Raw genomic sequence first — 16,965 nt, 5'->3', positions numbered from 1 at the left:
CCTTTCTATCTATCTGTATCCGTGTTCCGCAAGGAATGCGGCGGTGATACTGCTTTCTTTTTTCGCGGGAGCTGCCAGCGCCTCATCAAAGGTAAGCAGCCGTTCTACATATTTTCCGATGCAGTCGTTTTCCAAGTTTACCGTATCTCCCGGTTTTTTATCTGCCAAAATGGTTTCTGACAGGGTGTGGGGAATGATCGAGACGGAAAAACCGGACCCCGAAACCTTTGCAACGGTCAGGCTGATGCCATCGATGGCGATGGAGCCTTTTTCGACGATATATTTCAGAAGGTGGCTGCCGCAGGTGATAGTGTACCACACGGCATTGCTATCTCGCTGAATTCTGGAAACCCTGCCGGTGCCGTCGATATGTCCGCTGACGATATGCCCGCCAAACCGGCCACCGGCAGCCATAGCCCGCTCCAGATTGACCCGGCTGCCCGCAGATAACGCGCCGAGAGAAGAACGGTTTAAGGTTTCGTGCATGACGTCGGCGGAAAAGCCGTTTCCGTCAAAGGTTGTGACAGTCAGGCAGACGCCGTTTACAGCGATGCTGTCTCCGAGATGGATGTCTGAAAGTATTTTGCTGCAGCCGATACAGAGCACTGCCGACGCAGCGGTCTTTTTTATTGCGGTGACCGTTCCAAGTTCTTCGATGATGCCTGTGAACATGGTAACACCTCGCTTTCTATGAGTAAATCTTCGCCCATGGCGATGACTTTGGGCGTGGAAAGTTTGACAGCGTCTTTTGGAAATTCAACGCCGCTTCCGGAAACAGGGGAGAGGGCGCTGCGCCCGCCGAAGATTTTCGGCGCGATGTAGGCTTGCACTTTACGCACAATGCCTGCGGTCAGCGCGGACCAGTTGAGCGCGCCGCCGCCTTCCAGCAGGATGCTGTCAATTTCTCGCTGGCCTAGAAGTGCCATCAGGCGTACAAGGTCGATGCTGCCCTTTAGATCCTTTGGAATGACCAGAACTTCACAGCCTTTTTCCAGGTAAGGGGCATGTCTTTGCTGTTCGCTCACTGCCGTTGCAATGATCGTGGGCGCCTCTTTTGTGGTGGTGACCACCTTTGCGGTGAGCGACGTGCGAAGGTTGGTGTCGCAAATGATGCGAATCGGATTTTTGCCTCCGCCTTCAGGAAGTCTTGTGGTCAGCATCGGGTCGTCGGCGAGGATCGTGCCGATGCCTGCCATGATGGCGGTATAACGGTGACGGTCTCTGTGCACCTGCACTCTGGCGGTTTCTCCGGTAATCCATTTGGAATTTCCCGCATAAGTGGCGATTTTTCCGTCCATGGTCATGGCATATTTCATCACAACATACGGGGTATGCTCCGTGATATAGTGGAAAAATACCGGATTGAGCGCGTCGCATGCCTCGCGCAGAACATCTTTTGTTACTTTGATGCCGGCGTTTTCTAAGATACCGATGCTTTTATCTAAGACCTGCGGATTGGGATCGCGGGAGCCGATGATCACATGGGCGATGCCGCTTTCAATGATCGCTTCCGTGCAGGGCGGCGTTTTTCCGTAGTGACAGCAGGGTGTCAGCGTTACATAAATGGCGGCGCCTCTTGGGTCGTTTCCCCGTGCTCTGCAATCTGCCAGGGCGTTTCGCTCCGCGTGGGGCGTGCCGCATTTTTCATGAAATCCTTCCCCGATGATGTTTCCGTCTTTGACGATGACAGCGCCGACCAGGGGATTGGGGGCGGTATAGCCAGTTCCTTTTTTCGCCAGTGCAATGGCGCGTTCCATATATTTTTTGTCCATAGGATTGCTCCTTTCCAAAACAAAAAGTCCCAAACTCAATTGAATTCAGGACTTTCATCCGCAAAATATGCTTCACTTTGAAAAAAACTCTGGAATTAAAAATTCCAGAGCACGATAAGCAAAACAAGCGTTATCTTCTTCCATCCAGACTATACTGTCGGTTTCGGAATTGCACCGAATCAGCACGAAACGCGCTCGCGGACTATACCGCCGGTCGGGAATCACACCCTGCCCTGAAGATTAAGATATGAACTTTTCAACTACCACATATTTTATACCTCAATGCGGCAGTTGTCAAATAAAATTTGTGTTATGATCGAAAAATTATGATGTCTTCGCCTATTTTTACGATGGATTCCCAAGGAAGCTGTAGGCTGTCGTGAGATGGAGCAAAACGGCTTTTCGTTTGAAAATCAGGGACCAAGAGCGCATGAATTTTTCCCGTGCGTTCATCAAAAAGCATTTCAGCATCCCAGAAAGCGCCGTGCCGGCTACCCTTTGTCAGATCGATGATTTCTTTGTCGCCAATTTCACTTAACAGCATAAACTACACATCCTTTGCAAATAATATTTTTATTAAATTTTATGAAAAAGAGGAAGAATTATGAGTGAAGAAAAAGAAAAGAATATGGAAAAAAATGAGTCTCCGGATTTAATTAAAGAATTAGGCCTTTTGGCTAACGGGACAACGTTTCAGAGTGATTATCAGTATATCAATATTATAGGCAGTATTGAAGGACACACGATTTTACCCAGTGATAATAAAGCAACCAAATATGAGCACTTAATTCCGCAACTGGTAGCAGTGCAGGAGAATCCGGATATTAAAGGGCTTCTGCTGATTTTGAACACGGTAGGCGGCGATGTAGAGGCAGGATTGGCGTTAGCGGAGTTGATCGCATCGATTTCAAAGCCAACGGTAACTTTAGTGATTGGAGGCGGGCACAGTATTGGTATTCCCCTTGCAGTATCTGCTGATTATTCCTTTGTGGCGCAAACAGCAACGATGACGATGCATCCGATTCGAACAAGCGGCACATTGATTACGGCGGACGCCACTTTTGAATATATGAGAAGGACGCAGGAGAGAGTGGTAGATTTTATTGTGGAGCATTCTCATGCAACAAAGGACGATGTAGAAAGCAAAATGAATCAGACCGGTAATATGTCCAATGATGTGGGAACCGTGCTTTTTGGGCCTGATGCGGTTGAAATGGGATTGATTGATGAAATTGGTGGATTAAGTAATGCACTGGAAAAATTAAAAGAATTAGTAAATAAAAAATAAAAAAGGTAAAATATGGTTGACAATTTTTTACAAAAATGATATGATCTCATTACAGAAAGGAGGGAATATATGGAAAGCGCAAGAATTGGAATTTTTCTTGAGGACAAATCTTTTGCTCATGCAATGGCAAAAGCGCTTGCCAGAGAGTGCAGAGCCATGTCTTTTCGAATCTTAGATGCGCCGGCGATTGATAACGATTTGGATCTTATCCTGTCATCTACGGAAATGGATGAGCCGAAGGCAGTGCAATTTGTACGCGAGCGCAGCGGTATCCGGACTGCAAACGGGCCGCCTTACCGTATTTATCTTTACCAGGATAGTCAGAATCTTATCCGAGAGTTGCTGCATATTTACTATGAAATGACGGGTAAAATCCTTTCTTACAAGGAGGATAGAAGGTGCCGCTTAGCAGCTTTTGTTGCTGGCGGCGGTGGTTGGGGCACAACTTCACTATCTATTGCCGTTTGCTATATGCTCTATAGAATATACAGCAGCAGATGTTTGTATTTGAATCTTTGTCCTATTGACGATTCTAAAAAGTATTTGGTCGGAACAGGAAACGACAGCTTTCTGAAACTATTATACTATTTGGAGCAGGAGCGTGATTTTCCATTAGACGCTTTTATTACCAGCACAGAGGAATTGGACTATTTGGATCATCCATTATTAAATTGTGTATGTGATGAAATGGATATTCGTCTTCTGCGGCGTTTTCTGCGAAGGATAAGTAAGATGGGTACTTATGATTTTGTAATTTTGGATATGAGCAATCATCTGAGTCGAACAAACAGACAGCTTTTACAGGAGGCGGACATCATAGTGGAAATATTTCGTAAAGTAGAGAAATTCGGGAAATATTTTTCCTGCATTACCCGGGAAATAGAAGCTCTGGCAACAGAAGGAAGTCTGATTCGTGTAGAAAATTTCGCTGGTGTTTGGGAGGAAGATATGAATTCTGACGCGCTTGCTGTTTCAGAGGATCACAGTGTGTTCAATAAGGATCAGGAAGATTGTATTACGATGGATCTTACTAAGAATTATGGCGCGGAGATTGGGGCTATTGCGAAAAGAATGGTGGAGGTGGATTGTTATGGAACGGATACCGCATGATTTTCTGCAAGAACAGATCCAGCTGATACGTACAGAAATTATGAACAGGCAGAATGATCTCACCCAGGAAGAAGCGCTGCGATTGATAGAGGACAGCGTCTTAAACAGCAACGCTGATTTAAGCTTGTCCGTCTATAAAGAAACTGTTCAAAAGATTTATGCGCAGACGCGGAGTAAATTGGGTATGCTGGAACATTACATAGAGGATGATGCGATCAGTGAAATTATGGTAAACAGCAAGGAGCAGGTTTTCCTTGAAAGAGCAAATGGCATGCATCGAGTTTCTGGAGTTTTTGATACGGAACAGGAATTGGAGGAAATCATACGGAATATTGCAGCTGGCGTTCATCGAGAAATCAATGAAATGCATCCGATTTTAGATGCAAGGCTGTCTGACGGATCCAGGGTCAATGCGGTATACGGCAATATTTGCGCAAATGGTCCTGTGCTGACTATACGAAAGTTTGCAAAGGATAGGATTACCGTTGAACAGCTGGTACAGAGAAAAACCATGACTCCGGAATGCGCTGCGCTTTTGGATGTGCTGGTACGATGCGGTTACAATATTTTTGTCAGCGGCGGCACTTCTTCTGGAAAAACCACCTTCTTAAACGCGCTATCAGATTTTATTCCTTCAGATGAAAGGGTAATTGTTATAGAAGACTCGAGGGAACTGCAGCTGGAGCATATTCCAAACTTAGTACAAATGGAGTGCCACAATGCCAATTCAATGGGCCAGGGTCAGATTTCCATGGAAATGTTAATTAAAACAAGTCTCAGAATGCGTCCTGACAGAATTATTGTCGGAGAAGTCAGAGGAAAAGAGGTGGCAAATATGATTCAGGCTATGAACTCGGGGCATGATGGTTCAATGTCTACAGGTCATGGAAATTCCGTAAGCGGTATGCTGCGCAGACTGGAGGCAATGTATCTGATGGGAACACAGATTCCTATGGATGCGATTCGAGCTCAAATTGTGGAGGGAATCGATATTATGATTCATTTGGGAAGACTTTCGGATGGCACACGCAGAGTTTTAGAAGTGCAGGAGCTTGTGGATTTTTCCGAAGGGAAATATGTATTGAATCCCCTATTTTATTTAAATAGTCAGATGCAGTTGATATCCACACAGAATCAATTGAAACATCGAAGTAAGCTTATTATGAGAGGTTGTGAGCAATATGGCTGATTATAGAGTTTATGAGATGCGTCCGACGGAAAGGTTCTGTGTTGTTATAGGGTTGGCCGGCATTTTATGCGTTTGCGGATATCTGTTTTACGCGAGTATCTTTTTTGTGGCGCTGCTTCCATTCATAAAAGGCCCGGCGATAAAGGCGTATTGCCGCTATAGAGCAGAACGCAGGCGCAATCAATTACTGCTGCAATTCAGGGATTTTCTATATAGTTTATCGGCGTCTTTTGCGACCGGGCGACATCTCTGCGAAGCGTTGGAAGAAGCCGCTCGGAATTTAGGAGATATCTATGGAGGTTCTCTGATGGAGAATGAAATACAGACTATGATTCGAAGTATCAGGGAAACTGGGCAGTCAGAACCGAGGACTTTGGAAACCTTTGCCTTGTATAGCGGTTTAGCTGATGCTGAGAGTTTTGCGGAAGTTTACGGTACATGTCGTAAGACGGGTGGGAATCTGGTGTCTGCTGTGAACAAGGCAGCAGCTGTTATCGGTGAGAAAATTAGTATAGAACAGGAGATCAGAACAATGGTGTCGCAGAAGAAATTGGAAGGCAGAATAATTATGGCAATGCCCGTGATTCTGATTGTTTTTTTGCAGACGTCTTCTCCAGATTATCTGTCAGTGATGTATCACACAGCGGCAGGCCGGCTTTTAATGACAGGCGCGTTGGCTGCCATGTCTGCAGCTGCGATTATAATAGAGAGGATTACAAGAATTGAAATATGAGATAAGAGCATTTCTATTGCGAAAATGGCGTCCTTTTCTTGAATTCTGTATTGAAAAAAAGAGAACTGTTTGGATATTTACAGCAATTATAACGTTACTGTGTGCTTTACAAATTTTATCCTATCGATCAGAAAATCGCGTGTGTTTAAGAGATGATGCAGGCAGATTATTTGAACTACGTTTACATGGAAATATGTCATCTGCGTCTATTCCCCTAACGGTAGAAGCATATAGAGACGGTAGGAGCGTTAAAACGGAAGCTTTAGTGACGCTGCAAATGGAAGGAGAGGCTGGGAAGACTGCGGAGAAGGGTGCAGAAGCTGAAGGCAATGAGGATACGCTATTACAACAGGTAAAAGAAGTGGTTTCAGAGCTTCCGGAGGGGGAAAATAGAATTTTGCTGCCCGGTAGGCTGGAAGACGGAACAAGGCTTCGATGGGAGAAAAAGCGAGAGATAGAACCTATAGCTGCGATTCTGATGATTTTACCGTTGGGAATGCTATTTCTTTATCGTGATAAACAGCAAAAGATCATGCGAGCAAGAAAGAAGCAAATTGATGAGATTCGAAAAGGCCTGCCGGCTTTTCAGGATCAGCTTTTACTGCTGCTGTCAAGCGGACTGATTTTTCACGATGCATTTGTGCGGATTGCGGAAAGCTTTCAAAAACGGTTAAGAAAGGATGCTTTGCAGAAACTGATTATTGAAGTGGTTTGTGTCAATAGGGAAACCGGCGCAAGTCTGATCACTGTATTAGATCATCATGCCAGAGAGCTGGGCGTGCGTGAGTTTTCCCGTATGGTAACGATTATTGTTGAGAATCAGAATAAGGGGGTGGATCTTAGAGAAAAATTGGAATCTGAAAGCGCGATTCTCTGGACACAGCGAAAGAAGTTAGCTGAGGAAAGAGGAAAAGCAGCAGAAACAAAACTATCTTTTCCGCTGGCAATTTTGCTGATGGTACTTATAGTCATAACAGCATCGCCGGCGATATTAGAAATGTGAGGTGAGTGGTATGTTGAAAACATTGAGAAGCAAGCAGGGAATGGAATTGGTACAGGTAGCGATTCTCATCGCTCTTGCGGTAGCTATTGGATTGATCTTTAAAACGGAGATTACAGAGTTTGTAAACAATACTTTTAAGGATCTGAATAAATGAGAAGTAAATGTGGACATGAGTTTGTGGAAGCGGCAATCGTATTGCCGGTGCTGATTTTGACCATACTCAGTTTGATTTTGCTAATGATTTTCTTTTTCTCTTGTTTGCAGGAGCAAGCTGCAATACATGAGGAGATGCTCAGCTATGCGGCGAAAAGCGATAAGTTATTTCAAATATACAGAGAAAATGCTGAGACTTCGAAACAATCCAGAGGTATTGTCAACAGCATGTTACATAAGGAGATTGTAAGCAGGATATACGTTATAAACGAGGCGGATCTTATCAGGGCGGGTGATTTTCTTGATTTTGGACAGCCATGATAAACGAGGCTCTGTGACTGTCTTTGTCTGTATGTTTTTTTTGACCATGGTATCTATGATTTTCGCTTTCATCAATGCTTCTCGAGAGACAGCGGTGAGGAGTTCCACAGAGACTTTGTGTAATCTTTGGGCGGAATCTATACTTGCAGAGTATGATTTGAACCTACAGAAGCGATACAACATTTTTGGATTCTATGGTTATCCCAGGGATGTAACAGAAAAACTGGATTACTATGCAGCGGGCTCATTTAATGGAAAAAAATATATTGATTACGGAGGCAGTAGATGCAGTCTGTATGATTATTCGCTGGTCGACGTTGATTTATTTGAGGAACAGATGATAAAGGCCGGAAAGCTGGCGCTTACAGAAAAATTCGTAAAGCCGGAGAAAGAGATCATAAAGGTTAAGCATATCGCCTCATCAGACGAAAAGGATAGCGGTAGACAGAAACTCTTTGATGACTTGCCTTCCGAGGGCAATCAAAAAAGCTTTTCAGTATCAGCAGCAAAGGAGATTTTAGAAAACGTATCTTCTATGGGTGATGTGTGGAAGGAGGGCAGTGATAGTTATTTTATCAATCAGTATATCTTCAGTTATTTTAAGGATGCCAGTGACAGCAGAGGATTAGGCAAAACGTTTTTTTCTAATGAAATTGAATATATCGTATGTGGAAAGCATTCAGATATACAAAATCAGAAAGGTATAAGAAATAAAATTATAGCGATCAGGGAGGGGATTAACCTGCTTTGTATCAGCCGGTCTCCAGGTATGCGAGCTAAAGTAACGGCAGCGGCCCAACTGATTACCCCGGGTCCGATGGCAGCAGCTACAGCAGTAGGATTGACAGCAGCCTGGGCATTAGCAGAAAGCAGCAACGACTATAAGTTGCTATTGGCCGGTCATAAAGTTCCTCTGGTCAAAGGAGAGAAAGCCTGGGCCACTGATTTGGAATCGGTGTTGAAGAATCAAGAGGAGGATTGTATCTTTACGGGTATCGATGAAGGAGAAGGCTATAATGATTATCTGCGCTTTTTTACATATGTGATGGACAGTCGTGTGAGGACTCTGAGGATTATGGATCTTATTCAGATCAATATGAGACATCTGTATTACGATAGCTTTTTATTACGTGAGTACAACGGAGGACTTCAGTTTGTTATGAAGGTAAACGGGGTGGATCATGAAATGGTTAAAAAATACTAGAAAAGGCAGCTATATTGTAGAAGCGGCCATCGTAGTACCGGTATTTATCATATCGATCTTAATGCTGATTACGATAATCCCCGTTATGGCCGGTTGTGAAAACGTGTTCTTTTCGGCATGTGATGAGATACATAGGGAAGCTGTGCAGACTGCTTTTCGGAAAAATCCGGCGGCATTGCCATTGTCTCTACAGCATAGAATAAAAGGAGAAAACAGCAGGCTTTCATCCTTTCAAATACGGTTTTACCAGTACTTATATACAGACGAAGGAATAGAGGATTTAATGCAGATAGATATGCGATCTGTGTTTTCAGAGAAAAACCCTATTGGGCTTTTTAGCTCTGTAACATTTGACGGCTGTATCAGAGCCAGAGCATTTACAGGAAAGCTGCATAAGCGGCCGCCTGGTTCCTTTATACAGGAGGATGATCAGATCGTGTATATTTTTCCCGAATGGGGGACGAAGTATCATGGAAAGCGCTGTACGTATGTAAGGGCTTCATGCCAGATGGTTTACCTATCACAGAATGTTAAAAAGGACTATACGCCATGTAAATTGTGTAATGCCAGTTCGGCCCGAATCGGCAGTCCTGTCTTCTGTTTTCAGGAAAGTGGCAGAGCTTATCATATTGCAGGCTGTAAAACCGTGGAACGATATTACATTGAAATCCAAAGGGGAAAAGCAAAGGAACAGGGATATACCCCGTGTTCTAAGTGCGGAGGTGGTCATAAGTGAACGGACAAACAGAGATCAAATACAAAAAGGAAAAAGTGCCAAATTATGTTTTGGATATTCTTACAGCCGGAGCTGGCAGTCTGTTTCTTCCAGTAGGATTTGTAAGGGATGAGGAATTTCTCTTTGGACATTACAAGACAGAGGGATATCGAAAGCTGACGGCTATGAAGGAGATTGGTACGGAGGATATACTGGGTATTGTACTGGGACTTCTTCATGGTATTTGGCAGGGAGAACGGGTCTACCTGTTTTCCGAGATTTATGAGATTCTGCCAGAATATATATTTGTGAGCCGTGGATATGATGTAATTAAAATGGTTTTTGTACCAGCAGAGGAGCAAAAAAAACTGACTGACAAACTGAGAGATCTTCTGTTGTATTTACGGGAACGCGGTCATAGTGAGGGCTATGCCTATATCGATCAGGCTTTGGAGTTTTTGCATGAGGATTGGGGCTATAGAGCATTGGTTCATCGTTTGGAGTCATTGCGCAGAGAAGTATATTTGTGCAGTGTGAAGTAAATGAATTGATTTTGGAGAGGCCGTGCGACAGCATGGCTTTTTCTTTTAATGGAATTACTTGTTAGAACAAAAATTGAGAGTGAATAAGATGTCTATTTTCTCTTTTCGCGCATAAGATGAACTAACGGATTTTGTCCAGGCTTTGCTGACAGCGAGCTTGTTAACTAAGTTTAGATTAGGGAGAAAATAGGAGGCACAGGTGTGAATAGAAGGAAGATCAGAAAATATCGCAGCTCCAGAAGAAATTCCGGGGTGAAATTTTTAGGTATTCTTGGTATAATGATTGTAGCGGTTATTTGTGGGTATATGACGGCGCGTTTTGTGATAGCTCCGTTGCTCGGCTATGATACGGAAGTTTTAAAGTTAGATTTTCCATCGAGGCTGACATCCTTTTTTGATAAAGACAATTCTGATGAAGCGAAGGATGATGAACAGGATGATGACGAGAGGCAGGACCGTGATGATGACGAAGAAAAGAAGACGGAGAAAAAGTCTTCTAAGGATACGGCGTCGAATGAAGACGGAGGCTATGCCTTGCAGTTTGGCCTTTTTACGACAAAGGACAGGGCTGAGGAGCTGGCGGCTGATTTGGATTCTGACGGCATTGACACAAAAATCCGAAAGATCGACGGAAAGTACAAAGTTATCAGCCCGTTGGTGGATACCAAGGATGAAGCTGTTAAGCAGTTGAAGGAACTGCAGACAGATCGGGTGAAGGACGTGTTCATAACTGTTATTGAATAAAGTACAGATACCGTTGGAACAGATAGCAAAGAAATGAGGCATGATGATATGATTCCATTATCGACGCGGATGCGGCCTGATAATTTAGATTATTTTGTGGGACAAGAGCACTTTATGTATCCAGGTTCGCTCCTTTATAGCGCTATTAAAAATAAGACCTTTGATTCTGCGATCTTTTATGGTCCTTCAGGAACGGGAAAGACCACATTGGCAAGAATTATTGCAAAGGAAATGGACAGTAATTTTACAGAGATTAACGCATCTACTACAGGAACTAAAGAACTAAAAGAACTGATTGAAAATGCTAAGCTGCGATTTTATGGATTGGAGAATAGAACAACGTATGTATATATTGATGAGTTCCATCGTTGGAATAAGCTGCAGCAGGATTCGCTGTTAAAGGCTCTGGAAGAAGGCGTGCTTCGTTTTATAGGCAGCACTACAGAGAATCCGTACTTTTCTATCAATAACGCGGTTCTCAGCAGAGTTCGAAATGTTTATGAGTTTAAGAGGCTGGAGAGTTCCCAGGTGAGAAAACTTTTGATGAGAGCTTTGACTGACAAGGAAAAGGGTTTTGGAAATTTAAATATAAAATATGAAGAAGAAGCTCTGGACATTTTGGCTGATCTCGCTAACGGCGACGGTCGTGTGGCATTGGATACCTTGGGCTTTATCATAGACAATCTGGACTTGTTAAATCCGATTACCAGAGAGCTGGTTGCAGAAGCAATGCAGAGAAAGATAGGCTTTTATGATAAGGGAGACGATCGATACAATCTGTTGTCGGCTTTGCAGAAATCAATTCGAGGCAGCGATCCGGACGCGGCGATCCATTATTTAGCTCGTTTAGTGGATGGCGGAGCAGATTTGCAGATGATTGGCCGCAGACTTTTGGTCATTGCCAGCGAGGATATTGGTATGGCGTATCCATCGGCTATTTCCATCGTTACGGCTTGTGTGCAGGCGTCTCTCATGGTTGGATATCCGGAGGCAGTGATCAATCTTAGCCAGGCGGTTATTCTACTGGCTTCGTCGCCTAAATCAAATACGGCATGCGCGGCGTATGAAGCGGCGCTTTCGGATTTGCAGACGAGGCATATTGACGATGTACCAGATCATTTGAAGGATGCGCACTATAAGGGGGCGAGAGACCGAGGAATCGGCGACGCCTACAAATATCCGCACGCTTTCGGCGGCTATGTACGCCAGCAATATTTGCCGGACAACCTGTATCACGAGGGTGTAAAATATTACAAGCCTACAGATAACGGATCAGAGAGTTCTTTTAAAAAGTTTTTGGAAAGGTTGGAGGAGCAACATGACAGAAATCATCAGGGCTGATTATGCAGGCTTTTGTTTTGGCGTAAAACAGGCTATGGACAAGACAGAACAGCAAATTATGCAAAGAAAGCCGGGACGAGGTATTTTTACTTGTGGACCCTTGATTCACAATCGGCTGGTTACGGATGATTTAGCAAGGCGCGGTGTGCATATTATAGAAGGGCCACAGGAAGCGGAGGCCGGAGATGTGGTTATTGTGCGTTCTCACGGTGAAACGAAAGCCTTTTTCGATGAGGCTGAAAGATTACAGCTTTTTGTCATAGACGCTACTTGTCCTTTTGTTGGAAAGATACAGCGATTAGCAGAAGATGCATATGAAAGTGGAAAGCAGGTAGTGATAGTGGGAGATCGCTATCATCCGGAAGTACAGGGTATCAATGGATGGTGTCAAAATACAGCTGTAATTATCGGGAGTAAGGAAGAAGCAGAAACTGCTTTACTCAATCGCCAACCAGTATTTGTGGTGTGTCAGACTACGATTAAAAAGGAATTGCTGGATGAGATTGTATCTGTATTAAAGGCGCGAGATATTTCAGCAGAGGTGCATGATACGATCTGCGATGCTACCAGAAAGCGACAGGAAGCGTGTAACGACCTGTCAAAAAATGTAGACGCCATGGTAATTATCGGAGGAAAAAACAGTTCAAATACGCGAAAATTGTACGAAATTTCCAAAAAAAATTGCAATAATTCCTTTTTTGTTGAAAATATTGAAGATTTACCATTGCAACTCTTGCGAAATTGTAATAAAATAGGAGTTGCAGCAGGTGCATCTACACCTGAATGCGTTATTAAGGAGGTTATTGCTAACATGAGTGAAATGATCACTAACGAAAAAAATTCAATGGCAGATTTCATGGATGAAATCGATGCGTCTTTGAGACTACCGCGCACTGGCGAAATCGTTGACGGAAAAGTACATCAGGTAACTGAGAAGGAAATCATCGTTAACATGGGTTGCAAAAAGGACGGAATTCTTCCTGTGGAAGAAATTACTCTAGAGGAAGGAAAAAAGCTGACTGATTTATTTGAAGTAGGCGATGAGATCCAGGCAAAGGTTATCAAGACTGATGACGGCGATGGTGGGATCTTGCTTTCGAAGAAACGGCTTGAAATTAATGAGCACTGGAACGAAATTAACGAAGCTCTTGAAAATAAATCGATCATCAATGTTAAAGTTGTCAGACAGGTCAACGGCGGCGTAATTGCTGCATACAAAGAGGTCACTGGCTTTATTCCGCTTTCTCAGCTTTCTGATAAGTTTGTTGAGAATGCAGACGAGTTTATGGGACAGACTCTGGATGTTAAGGTTTCCAGGGTTGACCAGAAGAGAAACAGAGCAGTATTCTCACATAAGGCGGTTCTTAATGAAGAAAGACAGAAGAAAATCGCTGCTGTATGGGAAAGCCTGCACGTAGATGATATCGTAGAAGGAACTGTTATGCGGTTTACTGATTACGGTGCATTTATCGATCTGGGTGGTATCGACGGACTGTTACATATCTCTGAGATTTCCTGGGGAAAGCTGAAGCACCCGCAGGAAGTTTTGAAGATTGGAGATACAGTTAAGGTTAAGATTCTCTCCATGAACGAGGAAAAAGGAAAAATTTCTCTGGGTCTGAAGCAGACAATGCCTGAACCGTGGTCTGTAATTGATGTGAATTATCAGATTGGACAGATTGTATCCGGTAAGGTAGTTCAGATCAAAGAGTATGGTGCATTTGTAGAACTCGAGCCTGGACTTGATGGTTTGGTTCATATTTCTGAAGTTGCTCATAAGAGAGTTGGAAATATTGCAGATGAACTTTCTATCGGACAGGCAGTTGATGCCAAAATTCTTGACATTGACAGAGAGAGAAAGAGAATCAGCCTGAGCATCAAAGAAGCTCTGGAGACAGAAGAAGTCATTGAAGAAGAAAACGAAGAAGAATAATACTTTTTCATTTAGCCGCTGCAGACAGTAAGTCCGCAGCGGTTTCTGTTTTTTGTATGAAATAATTTGTATCATATATTGAATAGCTGCCTCTCTTTTTTGTGCAAGGATAGAGAGGAAAAATCTAAGAATAAGACTTATAATGTTAAAGACAAATTTAAGCTCATAAAGCACAATATGTGCGGATAAGGAGGTTTTTATGGAATGGGTTGAAAGATTAAATCAAAGCGTGAATTATATTGAGGAACATTTGACAGACGAGATTGACTATGAACAGCTTGGGCGGATTGCCTGCTGCTCCACCTATCACTATCAGCGGATGTTTACTTATATGGCGGGTATCACTCTTGCAGAGTATATCCGAAGAAGAAAAATGTCTTTAGCGGCGGTAGACTTGCAGGGTGGGGATGAACGGATTATTGATATTGCAGAGAAATACGGCTATCGTTCCCCGACTGCATTTAACAGGGCGTTTCAGTCCTTTCACGGGATAACTCCATCGTCTGTGAAAGGCGAGGGCACATCCGTAAAATCTTTTTCCCCTATTGTGTTTACAATTACTGTAAAAGGAGCGACAGAAATGAATTATAGAATCGAAACAAAAGAAGCATTTCGCATCATTGGCGTATCTGCACCGCTTGATAAGGAAATCGAACATAACTTTATGGTTGTGCCAAAGATGTGGCAGGATGCCGCGGTAAATGGAACGATACAGAAACTGGCAGGAATGATGGATACGCCGCCAATGGGACTTTTGGGTGTGAGCGCCTGCAATGATGAAGAACAATGGAAATATTTTATTGCCGTTTCCAGCGCAAAGGCAAGTGATGAGTTTGAAGAATATATCGTGCCTGCATCTACTTGGGCAATCTTTTCTGGAGCGGGTACAAATCAGTCAATACAGGAATTGGAGCAACGGATTATAACGGAGTGGCTTCCGACCTCAGGATATGAATATGCCAACGCTCCCGATATTGAGATTTACTTAAATCCAGACCCACAGAACGCACAATATGAGGTATGGGTACCTGTAACAAAGAAAAAGATATAAAGGAAGCACTATTTTTGTAGCGGAAACACTACGTGAATTGTTTTCAGGCCGGATATGTCTTCCACTAGTTCTTTGTGATGCAAAGCTTTGTATCCGTGACGAGGGTGAACGAAAATACTACTGGTTTCCGGACTGCAGGTAGTTACTGCATGAAGTACATGGTCGATGATTGCAGGAGAATATAGATTTGGATTGTGAGAAGCAAGAACATGTTCAATCGGATAATCAGATTGAATTTCTGCCAGTCGCCGGGCAAAGGTGGAAATCGGCGCACTTTGTTGAAACATGATCCACAGGCTTGGCCCTACATTATCTCCGGTCATCAGCACTTTGCATTGGTGATCGAAAAGGGCAAGAGAGCCTTTCGTATGACCGGGGAGAAAAAGCACTTCTACTTTTCGTCCGCCCAGGTCAAAGATTTGATGATCGGATACATCTTGGAATATAACAGATTTGTGTTCCATGTAAGAAATTTTATTAAATTCAGGGGGAAACGGATTGCTGATTTTGCCTGAAGTGTATTTTTTTTCAACATAAGGAACATGGGTTATTTTATCATCTTGATAGATATCATATACCAGTTTCTCAAAGGGATGCAGCCATGCAGCCTGTGTAAATTGCCAGTTGCCTCCGGCATGATCTAAATGACCATGGGTATTGATCAGCTGTAGAGGCGCGTTGGTGAGAGTTTTTACGTATGCAGCCAAATTACCGAAGCCATAACCCGTATCGATGAGAAGTGACGCGGTGTTTCCCGCAATCAAAGTACATGCGACGCCTGCAGGCTCCCAGATATGAAATAATCCCGGGCAGACTTCCTTATGCGTATAATATGGGTTCATTTTCAAATAACTCCTTTTATAGAATGTTACACATCGGCTCTGTCTTCGCTTTCAGCTCGCCTTGCCGTAGAGTGCCACGGAGCAAAGCTCCTGCACTCCTGACATGAGACCTGCCGCGCTTCCACCTGCGCCTGTAGCTTGTCGATCAGCGGGCTAGGGCTTCCGCCGTAGAGTGCCACGGAGCAAAGCTCCTGCACTCCTGACATGAGACCTGCCGCGCTTCCACCTGCGCCTGTAGCTTGTCGATCAGCGGGCTAGGGCTTGCTTCATTGCCGTGTGTAGACATTATGCCATAAGCACTAAGCTCTGTCGGTGCCTTTCGGCTTGCCAATCGCTAAGTGCTCTGGGCATCTGTTACACATCGGCTCTGTCTTCGCTTTCAGCTCGCCTTGCCGTAGAGTGCCACGGAGCAAAGCTCCTGCACTCCTGACATGAGACCCGCCACGCTTCCACCTGCGCCTGCGGCTTGTCGATCAGCGGGCTAGGGCTTCCGCCGTAGAGTGCCACGGAGCAAAGCTCCTGCACTCCTGACATGAGACCTGCCGCGCTTCCACCTGCGCCTGCGGCTTGTCGATCAGCGGGCTAGGGCTTCATTGCCGTGTGTAGACATTATGCCATAAGCACTAAGCTCTGTCGGTGCCTTTCGGCTTGCCAATCGCTAAGTGCTCTGGGCATCTGTTACACATCGGCTCTGTCTTCGCTTTCAGCTCGCCTTGCCGTAGAGTGCCACGGAGCAAAGCTCCTGCACTCCTGACATGAGACCCGCCACGCTTCCACCTGCGCCTGCGGCTTGTCGATCAGCGGGCTAGGGCTTCCGCCGTAGAGTGCCACGGAGCAAAGCTCCTGCACTCCTGACATGAGACCTGCCGCGCTTCCACCTGCGCCTGCGGCTTGTCGATCAGCGGGCTAGGGCTTCATTGCCGTGTGTAGACATTATGCCATAAGCACTAAGCTCTGTCGGCGCCTTTCGGCTTGTCAATCGCTAAGTGCTCTGGGCATCTGTTACACATCGGCTCTGTCTTCG

At 44.4% G+C, this 16,965-nt stretch carries 21 protein-coding genes and 1 riboswitch; of the genes, 14 read left to right on the top strand and 7 right to left on the bottom strand.

Annotated features, from left to right (window positions below):
- Nucleotides 1-9: 9 nt before the first annotated feature.
- From ribE to ACPW7J_RS08950, 3 genes are all read right to left on the bottom strand, one after another.
- Entirely contained in the window at nucleotides 10-672 is a 663-nt protein-coding gene (gene ribE / locus ACPW7J_RS08960; protein ID WP_425755027.1) for a riboflavin synthase, read from the bottom strand.
- Nucleotides 627-1,772 (bottom strand): bifunctional diaminohydroxyphosphoribosylaminopyrimidine deaminase/5-amino-6-(5-phosphoribosylamino)uracil reductase RibD, encoded by a 1,146-nt coding sequence (ribD, locus tag ACPW7J_RS08955; protein WP_425755026.1) that lies wholly within the window; start codon nucleotides 1,770-1,772, stop codon nucleotides 627-629. The genes ribE and ribD overlap by 46 nt, the downstream gene beginning before the upstream one ends.
- 128 nt (nucleotides 1,773-1,900) lie before the next feature.
- Nucleotides 1,901-2,017: riboswitch (FMN riboswitch) on the bottom strand.
- 65 nt (nucleotides 2,018-2,082) lie between these two features.
- Nucleotides 2,083-2,316 (bottom strand): YlmC/YmxH family sporulation protein, encoded by a 234-nt coding sequence (locus tag ACPW7J_RS08950; RefSeq protein ID WP_161874778.1) that lies wholly within the window; start codon nucleotides 2,314-2,316, stop codon nucleotides 2,083-2,085.
- 60 nt (nucleotides 2,317-2,376) lie between these two features.
- Here ACPW7J_RS08950 and ACPW7J_RS08945 point away from each other — a divergent pair, with 60 nt between their 5' ends.
- The 14 genes from ACPW7J_RS08945 to ACPW7J_RS08880 all read left to right on the top strand — a co-directional run bounded on the left by ACPW7J_RS08945 (nucleotide 2,377) and on the right by ACPW7J_RS08880 (nucleotide 15,099).
- The gene (locus ACPW7J_RS08945; protein WP_425755025.1) at nucleotides 2,377-3,060 is read left to right on the top strand and encodes a ClpP family protease; all 684 of its coding nucleotides are present in this window, start codon (nucleotides 2,377-2,379) and stop codon (nucleotides 3,058-3,060) included.
- A gap of 69 nt (nucleotides 3,061-3,129) precedes the next feature.
- Nucleotides 3,130-4,170, top strand: coding sequence for a hypothetical protein (locus ACPW7J_RS08940; RefSeq protein WP_425755024.1), 1,041 nt, complete (start codon nucleotides 3,130-3,132; stop codon nucleotides 4,168-4,170).
- Complete coding sequence (locus ACPW7J_RS08935) at nucleotides 4,151-5,359, top strand: CpaF family protein (protein WP_425755023.1); 1,209 nt, start codon at nucleotides 4,151-4,153, stop codon at nucleotides 5,357-5,359. Before ACPW7J_RS08940 ends, ACPW7J_RS08935 begins: the two co-directional genes overlap by 20 nt.
- Nucleotides 5,352-6,092, top strand: a complete 741-nt coding sequence (locus tag ACPW7J_RS08930) for a type II secretion system F family protein (protein WP_425755022.1) — start codon at nucleotides 5,352-5,354, stop codon at nucleotides 6,090-6,092. Before ACPW7J_RS08935 ends, ACPW7J_RS08930 begins: the two co-directional genes overlap by 8 nt.
- A 193-nt stretch (nucleotides 6,093-6,285) precedes the next feature.
- Nucleotides 6,286-7,095 carry a type II secretion system F family protein gene (locus ACPW7J_RS08925; RefSeq protein WP_425755021.1) on the top strand — a complete coding sequence of 270 codons (810 nt, stop codon included), beginning with the start codon at nucleotides 6,286-6,288 and terminating at the stop codon, nucleotides 7,093-7,095.
- 10 nt (nucleotides 7,096-7,105) lie between these two features.
- The gene (locus tag ACPW7J_RS08920; protein WP_161874784.1) at nucleotides 7,106-7,249 is read left to right on the top strand and encodes a Flp1 family type IVb pilin; all 144 of its coding nucleotides are present in this window, start codon (nucleotides 7,106-7,108) and stop codon (nucleotides 7,247-7,249) included.
- Nucleotides 7,246-7,569 (top strand): hypothetical protein, encoded by a 324-nt coding sequence (locus ACPW7J_RS08915; protein WP_425755020.1) that lies wholly within the window; start codon nucleotides 7,246-7,248, stop codon nucleotides 7,567-7,569. Before ACPW7J_RS08920 ends, ACPW7J_RS08915 begins: the two co-directional genes overlap by 4 nt.
- Nucleotides 7,550-8,773, top strand: coding sequence for a DUF5702 domain-containing protein (locus tag ACPW7J_RS08910; protein ID WP_425755019.1), 1,224 nt, complete (start codon nucleotides 7,550-7,552; stop codon nucleotides 8,771-8,773). The genes ACPW7J_RS08915 and ACPW7J_RS08910 overlap by 20 nt, the downstream gene beginning before the upstream one ends.
- Nucleotides 8,751-9,509, top strand: a complete 759-nt coding sequence (locus tag ACPW7J_RS08905) for a hypothetical protein (RefSeq protein WP_161874787.1) — start codon at nucleotides 8,751-8,753, stop codon at nucleotides 9,507-9,509. Before ACPW7J_RS08910 ends, ACPW7J_RS08905 begins: the two co-directional genes overlap by 23 nt.
- Nucleotides 9,506-10,030 (top strand): hypothetical protein, encoded by a 525-nt coding sequence (locus ACPW7J_RS08900; protein WP_161874788.1) that lies wholly within the window; start codon nucleotides 9,506-9,508, stop codon nucleotides 10,028-10,030. Before ACPW7J_RS08905 ends, ACPW7J_RS08900 begins: the two co-directional genes overlap by 4 nt.
- Before the next feature lie 201 nt (nucleotides 10,031-10,231).
- Nucleotides 10,232-10,774, top strand: a complete 543-nt coding sequence (locus ACPW7J_RS08895) for an SPOR domain-containing protein (protein WP_425755018.1) — start codon at nucleotides 10,232-10,234, stop codon at nucleotides 10,772-10,774.
- Between the two features lie 48 nt (nucleotides 10,775-10,822).
- Complete coding sequence (locus ACPW7J_RS08890; RefSeq protein ID WP_425755017.1) at nucleotides 10,823-12,115, top strand: replication-associated recombination protein A; 1,293 nt, start codon at nucleotides 10,823-10,825, stop codon at nucleotides 12,113-12,115.
- Nucleotides 12,093-14,048 carry a bifunctional 4-hydroxy-3-methylbut-2-enyl diphosphate reductase/30S ribosomal protein S1 gene (locus ACPW7J_RS08885; protein WP_161874791.1) on the top strand — a complete coding sequence of 652 codons (1,956 nt, stop codon included), beginning with the start codon at nucleotides 12,093-12,095 and terminating at the stop codon, nucleotides 14,046-14,048. Before ACPW7J_RS08890 ends, ACPW7J_RS08885 begins: the two co-directional genes overlap by 23 nt.
- A 199-nt stretch (nucleotides 14,049-14,247) precedes the next feature.
- Complete coding sequence (locus ACPW7J_RS08880; RefSeq protein WP_161874792.1) at nucleotides 14,248-15,099, top strand: AraC family transcriptional regulator; 852 nt, start codon at nucleotides 14,248-14,250, stop codon at nucleotides 15,097-15,099.
- An 8-nt stretch (nucleotides 15,100-15,107) separates the two neighbouring features.
- Here the strand turns inward: ACPW7J_RS08880 and ACPW7J_RS08875 are convergent, their stop codons facing one another.
- From ACPW7J_RS08875 to ACPW7J_RS08860, 4 genes are all read right to left on the bottom strand, one after another.
- Nucleotides 15,108-15,941 carry an MBL fold metallo-hydrolase gene (locus ACPW7J_RS08875; protein WP_425755016.1) on the bottom strand — a complete coding sequence of 278 codons (834 nt, stop codon included), beginning with the start codon at nucleotides 15,939-15,941 and terminating at the stop codon, nucleotides 15,108-15,110.
- A 26-nt stretch (nucleotides 15,942-15,967) separates the two neighbouring features.
- The gene (locus tag ACPW7J_RS08870; RefSeq protein WP_425755015.1) at nucleotides 15,968-16,147 is read right to left on the bottom strand and encodes a hypothetical protein; all 180 of its coding nucleotides are present in this window, start codon (nucleotides 16,145-16,147) and stop codon (nucleotides 15,968-15,970) included.
- Between the two features lie 148 nt (nucleotides 16,148-16,295).
- Nucleotides 16,296-16,475, bottom strand: coding sequence for a hypothetical protein (locus tag ACPW7J_RS08865; RefSeq protein WP_425755014.1), 180 nt, complete (start codon nucleotides 16,473-16,475; stop codon nucleotides 16,296-16,298).
- A gap of 144 nt (nucleotides 16,476-16,619) precedes the next feature.
- Nucleotides 16,620-16,799: a hypothetical protein gene (locus ACPW7J_RS08860; protein WP_425755014.1), complete on the bottom strand. Its 180-nt coding sequence runs from the start codon at nucleotides 16,797-16,799 to the stop codon at nucleotides 16,620-16,622.
- Between the last annotated feature and the right edge of the window lie 166 nt (nucleotides 16,800-16,965).

This window comes from Ihubacter sp. rT4E-8 (assembly GCF_049852125.1).
Lineage (GTDB): Bacteria > Bacillota > Clostridia > Peptostreptococcales > Anaerovoracaceae > Senimuribacter.
This window is presented reverse-complemented; position numbering and strand designations above follow the sequence as displayed.

Bases quoted from the DNA above. Each gene is read 5' to 3' on its own strand.
- ACPW7J_RS08885 (WP_161874791.1), top strand. From the start codon at position 12,093: ATGACAGAAATCATCAGGGCTGATTATGCAGGCTTTTGTTTTGGCGTA.
- ACPW7J_RS08905 (WP_161874787.1), top strand. From the start codon at position 8,751: ATGAAATGGTTAAAAAATACTAGAAAAGGCAGCTATATTGTAGAAGCG.
- ACPW7J_RS08945 (WP_425755025.1), top strand. From the start codon at position 2,377: ATGAGTGAAGAAAAAGAAAAGAATATGGAAAAAAATGAGTCTCCGGAT.
- ACPW7J_RS08930 (WP_425755022.1), top strand. From the start codon at position 5,352: ATGGCTGATTATAGAGTTTATGAGATGCGTCCGACGGAAAGGTTCTGT.
- ACPW7J_RS08860 (WP_425755014.1), bottom strand. From the start codon at position 16,799: ATGTCAGGAGTGCAGGAGCTTTGCTCCGTGGCACTCTACGGCGGAAGC.
- ACPW7J_RS08950 (WP_161874778.1), bottom strand. From the start codon at position 2,316: ATGCTGTTAAGTGAAATTGGCGACAAAGAAATCATCGATCTGACAAAG.
- ACPW7J_RS08920 (WP_161874784.1), top strand. From the start codon at position 7,106: ATGTTGAAAACATTGAGAAGCAAGCAGGGAATGGAATTGGTACAGGTA.
- ACPW7J_RS08915 (WP_425755020.1), top strand. From the start codon at position 7,246: ATGAGAAGTAAATGTGGACATGAGTTTGTGGAAGCGGCAATCGTATTG.
- ribD (WP_425755026.1), bottom strand. From the start codon at position 1,772: ATGGACAAAAAATATATGGAACGCGCCATTGCACTGGCGAAAAAAGGA.
- ACPW7J_RS08935 (WP_425755023.1), top strand. From the start codon at position 4,151: ATGGAACGGATACCGCATGATTTTCTGCAAGAACAGATCCAGCTGATA.
- ACPW7J_RS08870 (WP_425755015.1), bottom strand. From the start codon at position 16,147: ATGTCAGGAGTGCAGGAGCTTTGCTCCGTGGCACTCTACGGCGGAAGC.
- ACPW7J_RS08940 (WP_425755024.1), top strand. From the start codon at position 3,130: ATGGAAAGCGCAAGAATTGGAATTTTTCTTGAGGACAAATCTTTTGCT.
- ACPW7J_RS08890 (WP_425755017.1), top strand. From the start codon at position 10,823: ATGATTCCATTATCGACGCGGATGCGGCCTGATAATTTAGATTATTTT.
- ribE (WP_425755027.1), bottom strand. From the start codon at position 672: ATGTTCACAGGCATCATCGAAGAACTTGGAACGGTCACCGCAATAAAA.
- ACPW7J_RS08880 (WP_161874792.1), top strand. From the start codon at position 14,248: ATGGAATGGGTTGAAAGATTAAATCAAAGCGTGAATTATATTGAGGAA.
- ACPW7J_RS08875 (WP_425755016.1), bottom strand. From the start codon at position 15,941: ATGAACCCATATTATACGCATAAGGAAGTCTGCCCGGGATTATTTCAT.
- ACPW7J_RS08865 (WP_425755014.1), bottom strand. From the start codon at position 16,475: ATGTCAGGAGTGCAGGAGCTTTGCTCCGTGGCACTCTACGGCGGAAGC.
- ACPW7J_RS08925 (WP_425755021.1), top strand. From the start codon at position 6,286: ATGTCATCTGCGTCTATTCCCCTAACGGTAGAAGCATATAGAGACGGT.